Source organism: Dolomitihabitans soli, assembly GCF_022213955.1.
Taxonomy (GTDB): Bacteria; Actinomycetota; Actinomycetes; order Streptosporangiales; family Streptosporangiaceae; genus Streptosporangium_A; species Streptosporangium_A soli.
This window is the reverse complement of record NZ_JAKNTW010000007.1, coordinates 329,887-342,928: the sequence shown is the minus strand read 5'-3', so window position 1 is coordinate 342,928 and position 13,042 is coordinate 329,887. Positions and strand designations below refer to the sequence as shown.

Sequence of the window (13,042 nt, the reverse complement as noted above, 5' to 3'; positions counted from 1 at the left end):
GTAGGCGGCGGGCGGTTCGGTGGCCACGTGCGCCTCGCGCGGGCGGCTTCGGATCAAACGTCGAGAACGGCCCCGCCGTTGAGGTAGCGCCCGGGTGAGGTGCCGACGGTTCGGCGGAACGCCGCGAGGAAAGCGCTCGGTGTCGCGTATCCCACGGCGTGCGCGGCCTGCGACACCGGCCGGCCTTCGGCGAGGAGGGGCAGGGCGGCCCGCAACCGCATGTGGGTGCGCCAGCGGTCGAAGCTCAACCCCGTGTCGTGGACGAACAGCCGGGTCAGGGTGCGTCGGCTCACTCCGATGGAGCGTGCGTGGGCGTCAAGACTGCGGGAGTCCGCGGGGTCCGCGAGCAGGGCGTCGGCCACCGCGCGTACGCGTTCGTCCACAGGGAGCGGAACATCGATGGGCAGGGCCGGCAAGGGGTGCAACAGGTCCAGCACCACCGCCTCGGCCCGCAGCCGCGCGTCATCGGCGAGGTCCTCACGGGCGAGGTAGGCGATCAGCTGGGCCAGCAGTCCGTCGACGCCGACCGCGGTGGGCTCCGCCCAGTCCAGGGCGCACCGCTCTGGATTGAGGTAGAGGCTGCACAGCACCGCGTCGCGGGTCGCGCCGGTCCGGTGGACGACTCCGGCCGGCAACCACAGGGCCCGCGTGGGCGGCAGGACCCAGTACGAGTCCGCGACGGCGACGCTGAGCACCCCGCTCCGCGTCCAGGCCAACTGGTGGTGCGTGTGGCTGTGCGGGGAGATCCACTGCCCGGATGCCAGCGGGAAGTGCCCGACGACGATCACCCCTACCGCGGTGGGGACGGTGGTGTCGACGGCCTCGATCATGCATCCCAGGGTATGTCCTCGAGGCGATACGGTCTGGCCTCATCGCGGATTGTGGCCATCTCGGCCGGCGCATAGCGACGACCCGGCCGTGATCGCGAACGCGGTCGAGGAACTGCTGCGCTATCTCACGATCGTGCAGAGCCTGGCCGTGCGTGTCGCCGTCGAGGACGTCACCATCGGCGGGCAGTTCGTCCGCGCCGGCGAAGGCCTGATCATGAGTCTGCCCGCGGGCAACCGGGACGCGGCTTTCATCAGCGATCCGGACATCCTCGACCTCGATCGCAACGCGCGCGGGCATCTGGCCTTCGGTTACGGCGTCCACCAGTGTCTCGGCCAGGCTCTGGCGCGCGCGGAACTGGAGATCGCGCTGCCCACTCTGCTGCGCCGGCTCCCCGAGCTGCGGCTGGCGGTGCCGATCGAGCAGGTGAGGTTCCGGCACGACATGGGTACCTACGGCGTCCACGAACTGCCCGTCAGCTGGTGACCCGCTGCATGATGTCGGCGACCCTGAGCGGGGCCCGGCGGGGCGGGTTTTGCCTTGTCGGGCGTGTGTCGGGGGCGTAGGCATTGCCTGGTGATTCCTACCCTCCTGACCATGACTCACGGATTTCTTCTCACCTCGGTGGCGGCCGGCGTGCTCGCCGCGCCGATCCTGGTCCAGGCTCTGCCCGCCGCGGCGTCGAACCTGGAGATCCGGTCCATCACCGTACGGCCGGCGGCTCCAGTGGTACGGCCGGACGGGGAGGTACGGCTGGTGATCGACGTGGAGGCAAGGGGAGTGTTGGGACGCGAGGGCGTGTCCGTCAAGGTCGAGCCCGGCCCGCCCTCCGCGCCGGGTCCCCGCCCGCAGGCGCCCTCCCCCGGGCCCATGCCGCCCGCCCAACTGCCGGAGGCCATACCGGCGGCGCCCGCACCCGAGCGCCCCGCCCTCCAGGCTCCCGGTCCTGAGGCACCCGGCCCGGTGGCACCTGGTCCTGAGGCACCCGGTCCTGAGGCACCTGGTCCTGAGGCACCTGGTCCTCAGGCACCCGGCCCGGTGGTGCCTGGTCCGCAGGCGCCAGGCCCCGATGCGCCGGCGTTTCAGGCGCCCGGCCCCGTGGCGCCCGCCCCCTCGGCTCTCCCCGTCGGACCCATGGGGCCGTCGATGGTCATCGCGCCCGCGGCCCCGGCGGGGCAGCCGCCCGCGCAGGTGCAGCACGCACGCGCGATCCCCACGCCCTTCGTACGGCCCGCGGAGCCGGGCGGGGAGTGGCAGGTGTGGCGTTTCCTGCCGAAGAAGCCGCTCGACCGGCGCTACCCGGCCGGCCGCTGGACGGTGACGGCCACCGCGAAGGACGCGTCGGGGGCGCGGGTGACGCGGTACGCCTCGTTCTGGCTGAAGCGGGAGACCCGGTTCGCGAGCTTCAGTGTGGAGCGGGTGGGACGCGGGGACGCGGTGCGGGTACGCGGGATCCTCAACCGCGTCGACCCGAAGGGGGTCATCGACTTCGCGCCCTTCCCCGGGAAAGAGGTGGAGATCCTGCACCGGGGGTCCGACGGGGTCCAGTGGACCCGGATGGCCACCACGACCACCGACAAGTACGGGCAGTTCACGCGGAAAATCAAGGGCATGCCCGCCGGTGACTGGCGTGCGCGGTTCGCCGGTACCACCCACCACGCCCCCGAGTTGGGCCCGGTCAGCAGCATGACCCGCTAGCACGATCCGCCGCGGGGTCACCTCTCGCCGGCCCGGTTCGGCACCGGGGCCGCGCTCGATGATCGGAACCCGATCGCGCCACCGGAATTCATCGTGATCCAAACGTGACGATCAATGACTCAACATTTCACGCCTTTTCCTCGTCTATGCGAATAGGCGCGCCATGTCTGGAGCGCGCCTCCTACGGGGAAGGACAATCTGAAATGTTGCGACGCACCGCGACCGCTCTGCTGACGGCGGCGGCCGTGGCCGGTATGGGACTGGTCACCGCCGCGCCCGCGATGGCGAGTCCCGATTACGACCGCGGCGACACCCAGTTGCGTTTCGACGCGGGCCCGGAGCCGATCCGCAAGGGTCACAAGCTGAGCCTCTCGGGCAAGCTCGACGTCGAGTGCAGTGAGGACTACATCGACGGGTTCGTCTCGGTGCACCACGCCGACTCGTGCGACGACCGGGAGCGGCGGCACGTCCTCGGCTGGAAGGAGATCGACATCTTCTTCCAGCCGAGCGGCCAGTACGGCTGGCGGCACGTCGAATCGGTGCGGACCGGGCGCGACGGGTCCTTCTACACCAGGGTTTCCGCCTACCGGTCGGGAACCTGGCGGGCCGTGTTCGACGGTGCTCGCGGCCTGGCCTCGGCCGAGGCCAGCGACTACGTGAGGGTCATCCGCGATCATCACCACTGGCGCTGACGTCGCTCCGGCGGGACGCCCGATTCCGGGCGTCCCGCCGTTTCAACTCCCGCCGTCGCCTCAGCCGCAGGCCGTGCCGTTCAGGGTGAAGCCGATGGGGGTCGGGTTACTCCCGCTGAACGAGCCGTTGTAGCCGAGGGTGAGCGTGCCGCCGGCCGGCAGGTTGCCGTTCCACGCGGCGTTGCGGACCGTGATGGTCGAGCCGTTCTGGCTCCATTCGCCGTTCCAGCCGTTGACGAGCTTCACATTCGCGCCGACGGTGAAGGACACCGTCCACGACGACATCGCCGCGCCGTTGTTCTTCACCGAGATCTCCGCGGTGAAGCCGTTGCTCCATTCGTTCTGCTTGCGATAGGTCGCCGCGCACCCGGATCCCGGCCCGCTCGTCGGCGTGACCGTCGGCGTGACCGTCGGGGAGGGCGGTGGGGTGGTGACGGGGGGAGCCGCCTGCGCCAGCTCGTAGGCCCGCTGGGGCACGAACTGGCCCGCCCCCGCGATGCAGCCGTCGGCCTCACCGGGCAGCTTGATCCAGAGGAAGGCGTCGATCATCGAGTCGCCGGTCGAGGTGGTGCTCGTCGTGCCGATCGCGCGGCCGGGCGGGTCGCACCACTCCGAACCCTGCGGCCCGTTTCCGTTCCTGCTGGTGTCCACCACCCCGCGCAGCCGGGAGACGCCGGTCGCCGCGATGACGGCTTTGGCGTAGTTCACCTCGTCGGAGGTCGACCGGTAGTTCGAGACGTTGGTGGAGATGCCGTCGGCGCTGTTGGCGATGTCGGCCCCGACCAGGCGGGAGGCCATCTCCGCGGGTGACAGCCAGGCCGAGTGCGCGGCGTCGAAGTAGACCTTGACCTGCGAGGAGGCGGCCCTGAGCTTCTTGCCGGCATAGGCCATCGAGGACTTGACCTCGGTCTGCTGGGACTGGCTCATGCAGTTCGTCATGAGCGCGAGCACGTCCGGCTCCAGCACGATCGTCGCCGGACGCCCCGCGAGCCCGGCGGCGACCTGGTCGATCCACTGCCGGTAGGCGGTGTGGCTGGGCGCGCCGCCGCCGCTGGCGCCGCTGCAGTCGCGGTTCGGGATGTTGTAGACGACCATGATCGGGATCTTCCCCGCCGAGGCGGCCGCTCCGGTGAACGACTCCACCTGGGCGCGTACCGTGCTGGTGTTGTTGGCGGTGAACCAGCGGGCCTGTGGCACGCTCGCGATCCGATCACGGATCACCGCCATGCGGGAGTCGCCCGGGTTCTGCGCCACCCACTTGGCGGCCCCGGTTTCCGGATCGACGTAGAACGGGGAGTCGGCCGCCAATGCGGTCGTCTGCAGGACGGCGGCGACGGCCAGCGTGACCGCCCCCGCCGCGGCTACGGCGGCGATGGATCGCAACGACATCTGGGGTCCTCTCTCACATGTGGGAGCGCTCCCACCCGGCGACGCGGACTCTATGCCGCCGCCGCGTAACGCGGAAGCCGTACGGCCGCGCCCGCGCCGGGCGATGGGGGTGGCGTCCCAGGCCGGAGGGGCAAACCCGGGCGCCGGACCACTCCGGCGCAGGTGAAAGTTTCAGCCGGTCATACCTGACGCGGGCTGTCAGGCATGGCGGGCAGGATGGCCGTCGTCAAGGCAACGAGCAGGGAGTATGTGATGATCCGAGTGAACGGCACCTTCGACATCGACGGCTGGGACGACGAGCCGCCCTACGACGAGCGCGAGGGTGCGAAGCTGGCGAAGGTACGCGTGACGAAGAGCTTCCATGGCGGCCTTGAGGGGACGAGCCGGACCGACATCATCACGGTCGTGTCCCACGGCGACGAGCCGATGGCCTACTCCGGTTTCGAGCGTTTCTCGGGTCGGGCCGACGGGCGGCAGGGCACCTTCGTCCTGATGCACGTGGCCACCTCGGTGGCGGGGGAGCCGAAGCTGAGCTGGCGGATCGTTCCCGGGTCCGGGACGGGTGAGCTCGCCGGAATCGCCGGCGAGGGACAGATCGCCATCGGCCCCGATGGGTCGCACTCCTATGCTATCGATTATGAACTGGCATGAGATTGCCGATTTGTTAGAGTTTATGCGGATAAAAGCCGAAATATCCGTCAGAATGAGCCGGTCATGCTTGTTCTGTAACGCACGGGCGGACACCGGGCAGCGATGCTAATGTCTTTCTCGCTTGAGAACTGCTTTTCGACCCTCAGTGAGACAAGGCCCGTGGGATGCCTGCAAGATCTGTCTCCGGCCACACCCGGACAGAGCCCCCTACCTCGCGTGCCGACCTCTTCGCCGGATCCGGCGAGACGGTCCGGCACCTGCGGGAATTCGACTGGTCAGGCACCCGGCTCGGCGAGCCGGAGACCTGGCCCGGCACGCTGAGGACCACCCTGCGGACCGTGCTGGAATCCCCGTCGCCGATGCTCTTCGTCTGGGGAACGGAGCTTTATCCGTTCAGTAACGACGCCTGTCGTGCGATCTTAGGAGAAGATCGCGAAACGGGGTCGTCGCCGCAATTCCTGGCGACGGTCTGGAATGTCATCGGCCCCGTCTGTGAGCGCGTCCTGGCCACCGGCGAGGCCGAGCGGATCGAGAACCAGATCGTTTGGCTGGAGCGCGGCGGAATCGTCGAAGAGACGTTCTTCACCTTCTCCTGCGGTCCCGTGACCGGTGACGACGGCGCCACCGCCGGGGTGCTCTGCGCCTTCTCGGAGACCACCGGGGAGGTGCGCGCCAGGCGCAGGATGGCCCTGGTGCGCGCCGCCGCGGAGAACCCGGCGGTCGCCGGGCCCGACCTGCCCTTCGCGCTGTGGTGGCTGGTGCCCGGCGACCGCGCCGCCGAGCCCGAGTTCCTCGTCGGCTCCGAGGTGCCGCCCGCGCTGCGCGATCCCCTGGTGTGGCCGCTGCGCGAGGTCGCCGCCGACGGGCGCGCCCGGCAGGTCGGCGGGCTGGCCGTACGGGCCGCGGGCTGGGTGGCGCCGGGCACCGCGGGCCCCGCCGACCGGGCGCACGTCCTGCCGGTGCCGGCGAGCCACGGGGACACGCTCGTGCTCACCGCCGGCCTGAGCCCGAACACCGCCTTCGACGAGGATCACCTCGGCTTCCTCGAAATGCTCGCCACGGCGGCGTTCAAGGCGGTGCTCAGGGCGGCGCTCAAGGCGGTGCCGAAGGAGAGCGCGGTGGCCCACGGTTCCGAGACCCCCTCGACGGACACGATCCTTTCACCCGGCCTCACCGGCACCCAGGACGAGCGGATCCTCGTCGTCGACGACAACGCCGACATCCGCGCCTACCTTCAGCGGCTGCTCGGGGAGCACTGGGAGACCAGCGCCGTCGCGAGCGGCAGGGAGGCGCTCGACCTGGCCAGGTCCGGAGGCTTCGGGCTGATGCTCGCGGACGCGATGATGCCGGAGGCGGAGGGGCTGGAGCTCGTCAGGGAGATGCGGGCCGACCCCGGCGCCGAGTCGCTGCCCGTGGTGCTGCTGTCGGCCGGCGCCGGGGGAGCGGTGGTGCAGGGGCTGACCACCGGCGTAGACGACTACCTGGTCAAGCCGTTCTCCAGCCGCGACCTGCTCGCCAGGGTCGGCGCTCACCTGGTCATGGCTCGGCTGCGGCGCACCACGGAGATCCGCCTCGACGCGAGCGAGCAACGCTTCCGCCTGCTGTGCGACGAGGCTCCCGCGCTCATCTGGTCGGCCGGGCCGGCTGGCGGCTGGGACTTCGTCAACCGCGCCTGGCTCGCCCACACCGGCCGCACCCCGTCGCAGGAACTCGGCGAGGGCTGGGCCGAGGGCGTGCACCCCGACGACGGCCACCTCATGCCCGCCGCCTACCACGACGCGCTCGCCAGGCGCAGGGCGTTCGAGGTGGAATATCGCCACCGCCGCGCCGACGGCTCCTACGGCTGGCTGATCGCCAGAGGGGTTCCCCGGCTCGACTCCGAGGGTGCCTTCGCCGGTTTCATCGGCGCCTGCACCGACGTGACCGGGCGCAAACGACACGAGGAACGGCACCGCATCCTCGCCGCGGTGACCGCGGGCCTCGACGCGGGAGGAGCGCTCGCCGAGCGGCTGGGCCGGATAGGCGCGATCCTGGTGCCCGCGTTCGCCGCCCGGTGCACACTTGACGTGAGCGCCGCCGACGGCGGCCTCTCCCGGTTGCTGCACGCCTGCACCGGCGAGGGGGAGACCGAGGTCAGAGTGCCCACCGAGGTGCTTGACCGCTGGCTGGAGGCCGGCATCCAGACGAAGTCCGGTACGGCCGGGCCGCCGGGCGCGGGCGAACTGCCCGGCGCTATGGTCAGCCCGATCACCGTTCAAGGGCGGGTGCTCGGCGCCCTCACCCTGATCGGCGACGGCGGCCGCCCCGACTACGAGGGCGAAGACCGAGCCGTCGCCGCCGAGCTGGCCAGGCGCCTGGCCCTGCACCTCGACTACGCCAGGCTGCTGCACGTCGAGCGGACGGCACGCAAGGCGGTCGAGCGGGCCGCGGCGAGGAGCGCGCGGCTGCAGGAGATCACCGCGAGCCTGTCGCGGGCGCTGACCGTCGAACAGGTCGCCGACATCGTCGCCGCGCACGCCCGGACCGTGATGGACGCGGCCGCCGTGGTCGTCATGCCGGGCGCGGGTCACGTCCTCACGGCGGTGGCCACGGCCGGCGCGGGGCCGGGCGGCGAGGAGACGTGGGTGCGGCAGCTCACCGGGACGGCCGACCATCCGCTGGCCTCGGTCATGCGCGACCGCACGCCGCGCTGGCAGACGAGTTCCCCGCGGGCCCTGGCGCTGCTGCCGCTGGCCGTCGGGGTCGACGTCGTCGGCGGGCTGGCCGTGCGCCTGCCGGAGGATCGCAGGTTCACGCCCGGCGAGCAGGACGAGCTGGTGGCGATCGCCGGCCTCGGCGCGTGCGCGCTCCAGCGGGCCGGCCGTTTCGACGTCGAGCATCAGATGGCGGCCACGCTTCAGCGCAGTCTCCTGCCCGACCGGCTGCCCGCCGTCCCCGGGATCAGCACCTGGGCGAAATACCTCACCGCGACCTCGGAGGTGACGATCGGTGGCGACTGGTACGACGTGGTTCCCCTCGACGACGACCGGGTCGCCGTCGTGATCGGTGACGTGTCGGGGCACGGTATCGGCGCGGCGGCGGTGATGGGCCAGATCCGCAGCAGCCTGTCCGCCTATCTGCTCGAAGGGCACGACCCCGATCAGGCACTGGCCAGGACCGCCAGGATGGCCGAGACCCTCGAACCCGACCTGATGGTGACGACCTGCTGCGGAGTGCTGCACCTGGAGACCGGCCTGTTCGAGTACGCCAACGCCGGCCATCCGCCGCCGCTCGTGCGCTATCCCGACGGCAGCGTCGGCCACCTGCGCAGCGCGGTCTCACCGCCGCTCGGCATCGGCGGGCCGAAGGACTACCGCGCGTTCGAGGAACGGCTGCCGCCGGGCTCCACGATCGTGCTCTACACCGACGGGCTCGTCGAGCGCAGAGGAGAGCCGATCGACGCGGGGCTGCGACGGCTCGCCCGCCGCCTGCGCCAGGAGCCCGACCCGCCGGGCCAGCCCCTCGACCAGCTCGGCGAGCGGCTCCTCACGCTCATCGGGTCCGAGGGCAACGACGACACCGCGCTGCTGCTCGTGCGCACCAGCGGCTCGCCGCTCACCCTGGAGACCGACTTCCCCGCCGGTCCCGACAGCCTGGCGGAGCTGCGGCGGCGGCTGTCCGACTGGCTGCGGATCGCGCACCTGTCCAAGCTGGAGGAGTTCGAGTTCCTGCTGGCCTGCGGCGAGGCCGTGTCCAACGCGGCGGAACACGCCTACGCCTTCACCGAGGGCATCATCCGGGTCAGAGGGCGGATCACCGCCAGCCAGATCACCCTGCGCGTCAGCGACGAAGGCTCCTGGCGCGAGCCGTACGAGGCCGATCGGGGGCGGGGCATCCCGCTGATGCGCGCCGTGATGGACTCGGTCACCATCGACGCCACCCCCACGGGGACCACGGTCGAGATGAGCCGCAGGCTGCGCCGTATGGAGCTGTCGTGACGACGTCGGCGAGATTCCACACCCGCGACGTGTCCGGTCGCGCCGAGCTGATCGTCGACGGCGAGATCGACGCCTCGAACACCGAGCAGCTGTACGAGGCCGTCAGCCGGGCGGGCTCGGGCCACAGCACCTGCGTAGTCGACCTCACCAAGGCCGACTACCTGGACAGCGCCGGGATCAACACGCTCTTCCGGGTCCATCGTGACCTCGCCCGGCTCGGCATCCGCCTCCACCTGGTCGCCCCCCTGGGCTCCTGCCCCCGCTATGCGCTGAACCTGGTCTGCGCGCACGACGTCATCCCGGTGCACGACGCCATCGCCGGCGCGCGCGCCGCCATCGCCGCCGAAGGCCTCTGAGACGCCGGCGGTCCCCGCGGTCAGGCAGGCAGGTTGACCACGCCTCCGAGGACGTGGGCAGGTCGGGTCTGTGGTCGGTCGGCAAGGTTGACCATGGCTTCGAGGACGTGGGCAGGTCGGGTTGGCGGCGGCCGGTCGGCAGGTTGACCACGCCTCCGAAGACGTGGGCAGGCGGGCTCTGCCGTCAGGCCAGCAGGTTGACCACGCCGCCGAAGACCGCGGGCAGGCGGTTCGCGGCGGGCACGATCAGCCGCGCCGTGCCCCGGTGGCGGCGGGCGGTCAGCAGCGCGTCGGTGAGCAACCGGTGGCGTACCGACAACCTGTGCCACGCCGCCTCGTACGCCTGCGGCCGTCCCGCCCGCAGGCAGCGCACCAGCACCCGGGCCGACTGCAACGCCAGCGAGATCCCCTCGCCGGTGAGCGCGTCGACATACCCCGCGGCGTCGCCGACCAGCAGCACCCTGCCCGCCACCCGGGCCCGGACCCGCTGGCGCAGTGGCCCAGCGCCGCGGACCCGGCTCGCCACCGGGCCGTCCCGCAGCCGCTCCAGCAGGGCGGGGAAACGTCCAAGGTGCTCGTGATAGCCGTGCCGCTCGGAACTCAGCACGGCCACGCCGACCAGGTTCGCGCCCACGGGAGTCACATACGCCTCGCCGCCCGCCGCCCAGTGGACCTCGACGAAATCGGTCCACGGCGCCAGCCCGTAGTGCCGCCGCAGGCCGTACCTCCGCGGCAGATGGTCGGGCAACTCCAGTCCGAGGGCGGCCCGCAGCGGGGAGTGCAGTCCGTCGGCGGCGACCAGCCAGCGCGCCCGCAGCCCCGCGGCGCTGACCCCCATGGAGTCCTGCCGCACCTCGCCGACACGGCCCTGGAGGACCCGCACGCCGGCCTCCCGGGCCCGCAGCGACAGCCCGGCGTGCAGCGTGGTGCGCCGCACCCCCAGCCCGTCGCCGTCCCGGAACCCCGCCTGTACGGCATGCCGCCCGTCGAGGTAGCGGATGCCGCGCAACGGGCTGCCGTCCACCTCGACCCCGAGCGCGCGCAGGGCGGCCACCCCGGTCGGCATCAGACCCTCGCCGCACGCCTTGTCCACCGGGCCCGGCCGCGGCTCGACCACGACGGCCTCCATGCCCGCCTGCGCCGCGTGGATGGCGGTGGCCAGCCCGGCGGGACCACCGCCCGCGACCAGGACGTCGATCACGCCGGGACGGGGGGAAGCGTGGCGAGGGCCCTGTTCTCGCAGCGGATGCGCACCACCATCAGCGCCGCGTTCAGCACGGTGAAGGCCAGGGCGGTGATCCACGCGCTGTGCACCAGCGGCAGCGCGGCGCCCTCGACGGCCACCGCGACGTAGTTGGGATGGCGCAGCCAGGCGAACCGGTACGGCCCGCGGGTGACGGGCGGCAGGCCGGGCACCACGATCACCTCGGTGTTCCACCGGGAGCCGAGGGCGGTGATGCACCACCAGCGCAGCCCTTGGGAGGCGATCACCAGGGCGAGCATCGGCCAGCCGAGGGCGGGCACGAACGGCCGGTCGGTAAGGCCCACCTCCACCAGGCAGCTCACCAGCAGGCCCGTGTGCAGGACGACCATCCACGGATAGTGGCCGCGCCCGGAGATCACTCCGCCGCGTTCCATGCTCCAGCGCATGTTGCGGCGGGCCACGACGAGCTCGGCGAGGCGTTCCGCCCCGACGAGGAGGACGAGAAGGAGATACCCGATCGGCATGTGCCCGACCCTATGCCCGTGATCGCCTGGGTAGGGGCCGACTCGGCGTGCCGGTCGCCGGTGGCGCAGGACGAGGGGTGACGCCCGTCGGCAGGTGGCGTTCTCGTGGTCTGCGGTGGGGTGGGGCCGGCGCGCCGGTCATCGGCAGACGCCGTCTTCGTCCGGCCGGGGTGGGGCGGTACGTGCGGGTCGTCTGCCGTGCCGGATGTCGCTTGGGTGCGTGCGGTCGGTGGGGTGTGGCGTGCCGGATGGCGTTGAGGTGCGTGCGATCGGTAGGGCGCGGCGTGCGGGGGTGGCGTTCGGGTGCCTGCGGTCGGTGGGGTGCGGCGTGCGGGGTGGTGTTGGGGTGCGTGCGGTCGGCGGCGTGCGGGATGTCGTTGTGGCGTGCCGGATGGCGTTGGGATGCCTGCGGTCGGTGGGGTGCGGCATGGGGGTGGCGTTCGGGTGCCTGTGGTCGGTGGGGTGGGGGGTGACCGGCGTGCCGGTCACCAGCGGAGCAGGACGAGTTCGGCGCAGAAGCCGGGCCCCATGGCGATGAGCAGCCCCGGCGTGCCCGGCGGCGGACGGCGCTGGGTCAGCGTGTCACGCAGCACGTGCAGGACCGAGGAGGACGACAGGTTGCCGTGGGCGGCCAGGGATCGCCACGTCAGCTCCAGGGCGTCGTCGGCCAGGTCCATGGCCTCGGCGACGGATTCGAGGACCTTCGGCCCGCCGGGATGGCACACCCAAGCCGTGACCTCGGACGGGGTCAGGCCGTGCTCGGCGAGGAACCCCGCGACGTCGTCGGCGAGGTAGGTGCGGACCACCTCGGGGACACGCTGGTCGAGCACGACGCGGAAACCGCGGTCGCCCACGGCCCAGCCCATCACGTTCTCGGTGTCGGGGTAGAGGCGGCTGCGGGTGGCGACCACGGTGGGCCCCGGACCCGTGCGGTCCGCGCCGCAGACCACCACGGCGGCGGCCCCGTCGCCGAACAGCGCGCTCGCCACCAGATTGGCGGTGGAGGTGTCGGCCGGCTGCAGGGTGAGGGAGCACAACTCGACCGAGAGCAGCACCGCCACGTGTTCCGGCCAGCCGCGCAGGTAGTCGTACACCCGGGCGATGCCCGCCGCGCCGGCCACGCAGCCCAGGCCGAACACCGGTATCCGCTTGACGTCGGGCCGCAGTCCGAGCCGCGCGACGAGTCTGGCGTCCACCGACGGCGCGGCGATCCCGGTCACCGACGTGAACATGATCATGTCCACGTCACGCGGTTCGAGCCCCGCCTCCGCCAGTGCTCCGCCGACCGCCTCGGCGCCCAGGTCGGCGGACGCCTGGATGAACACATCGTTGGCCGCGCCGAAGCCGTCGAGCTTGGCGTAGTCGTCGAGCGGCAGGACCAGGTTGCGGTGATCGACGCGCGCGCCGGCGTGGAACCGGTCGAGCAGTCGCCGGCTGGCGCCCTCGGGCAGGCACAACCGGGCGAACGCATCGGTTATCTCCGCTTGCGGGTATCGATGGGGAGGAAGGACACCTCGGACAGCGGCAATTCGGGCCATCTGGTAACTTCCGGCTCGCGGACATTAGCGTCAGCCTACGTCGCGGATCTCCCGTCCACGAGCCTTGTGGACCTTCCCGGCGTGCCGCCCCGGTGCCCCCCGGTGTCCCGGCTTTCCGGCGCGAGGCCGAACCGGAGAAGTACGCCGGCGGCCGGGGTGTCACGGCGGCCGGCCACCCGCGCCTG

Annotated in this window: 11 protein-coding genes; 6 read left to right on the top strand and 5 right to left on the bottom strand. The window is 71.9% G+C overall.

Annotated elements, in window-relative coordinates; genetic code table 11:
* Positions 1-53: 53 nt before the first annotated feature.
* Entirely contained in the window at positions 54-830 is a 777-nt protein-coding gene (locus MBA17_RS17065; RefSeq protein WP_238497456.1) for an AraC family transcriptional regulator, read from the bottom strand.
* Positions 831-918: 88 nt separating this feature from the next.
* Here MBA17_RS17065 and MBA17_RS17060 point away from each other — a divergent pair, with 88 nt between their 5' ends.
* From MBA17_RS17060 to MBA17_RS17050, 3 genes are all read left to right on the top strand, one after another.
* On the top strand, positions 919-1,314 hold the full coding sequence (locus MBA17_RS17060; protein ID WP_238497455.1) for a cytochrome P450: 396 nt from the start codon (positions 919-921) through the stop codon (positions 1,312-1,314).
* A 111-nt stretch (positions 1,315-1,425) separates the two neighbouring features.
* Positions 1,426-2,526 carry a hypothetical protein gene (locus MBA17_RS17055; protein ID WP_238497454.1) on the top strand — a complete coding sequence of 367 codons (1,101 nt, stop codon included), beginning with the start codon at positions 1,426-1,428 and terminating at the stop codon, positions 2,524-2,526.
* Between the two features lie 203 nt (positions 2,527-2,729).
* The gene (locus tag MBA17_RS17050) at positions 2,730-3,218 is read left to right on the top strand and encodes a hypothetical protein (RefSeq protein WP_238497453.1); all 489 of its coding nucleotides are present in this window, start codon (positions 2,730-2,732) and stop codon (positions 3,216-3,218) included.
* Positions 3,219-3,278: 60 nt separating this feature from the next.
* Here the strand turns inward: MBA17_RS17050 and MBA17_RS17045 are convergent, their stop codons facing one another.
* Complete coding sequence (locus tag MBA17_RS17045; RefSeq protein WP_238497452.1) at positions 3,279-4,607, bottom strand: glycoside hydrolase family 6 protein; 1,329 nt, start codon at positions 4,605-4,607, stop codon at positions 3,279-3,281.
* A 252-nt stretch (positions 4,608-4,859) separates the two neighbouring features.
* Between MBA17_RS17045 and MBA17_RS17040 the strand changes: the two genes are divergently transcribed.
* The 3 genes from MBA17_RS17040 to MBA17_RS17030 all read left to right on the top strand — a co-directional run bounded on the left by MBA17_RS17040 (position 4,860) and on the right by MBA17_RS17030 (position 9,591).
* Entirely contained in the window at positions 4,860-5,258 is a 399-nt protein-coding gene (locus MBA17_RS17040) for a DUF3224 domain-containing protein (protein ID WP_238497451.1), read from the top strand.
* Positions 5,259-5,422: 164 nt separating this feature from the next.
* A complete protein-coding gene (locus tag MBA17_RS17035) occupies positions 5,423-9,235 on the top strand; it encodes a SpoIIE family protein phosphatase (protein ID WP_238497450.1) in 3,813 nt (1,270 codons plus the stop codon).
* Positions 9,232-9,591: an STAS domain-containing protein gene (locus MBA17_RS17030; RefSeq protein WP_238497449.1), complete on the top strand. Its 360-nt coding sequence runs from the start codon at positions 9,232-9,234 to the stop codon at positions 9,589-9,591. Before MBA17_RS17035 ends, MBA17_RS17030 begins: the two co-directional genes overlap by 4 nt.
* 184 nt (positions 9,592-9,775) lie before the next feature.
* Here MBA17_RS17030 and MBA17_RS17025 read toward each other — a convergent pair whose 3' ends face one another.
* The 3 genes from MBA17_RS17025 to MBA17_RS17015 form a co-directional block, all read right to left on the bottom strand.
* On the bottom strand, positions 9,776-10,792 hold the full coding sequence (locus tag MBA17_RS17025) for an NAD(P)/FAD-dependent oxidoreductase (RefSeq protein WP_238497448.1): 1,017 nt from the start codon (positions 10,790-10,792) through the stop codon (positions 9,776-9,778).
* Complete coding sequence (locus MBA17_RS17020) at positions 10,789-11,319, bottom strand: isoprenylcysteine carboxyl methyltransferase family protein (RefSeq protein WP_238497447.1); 531 nt, start codon at positions 11,317-11,319, stop codon at positions 10,789-10,791. The genes MBA17_RS17025 and MBA17_RS17020 overlap by 4 nt, the downstream gene beginning before the upstream one ends.
* Before the next feature lie 485 nt (positions 11,320-11,804).
* Positions 11,805-12,857, bottom strand: coding sequence for a type III polyketide synthase (locus MBA17_RS17015; protein ID WP_238497446.1), 1,053 nt, complete (start codon positions 12,855-12,857; stop codon positions 11,805-11,807).
* Positions 12,858-13,042 lie beyond the last annotated feature (185 nt).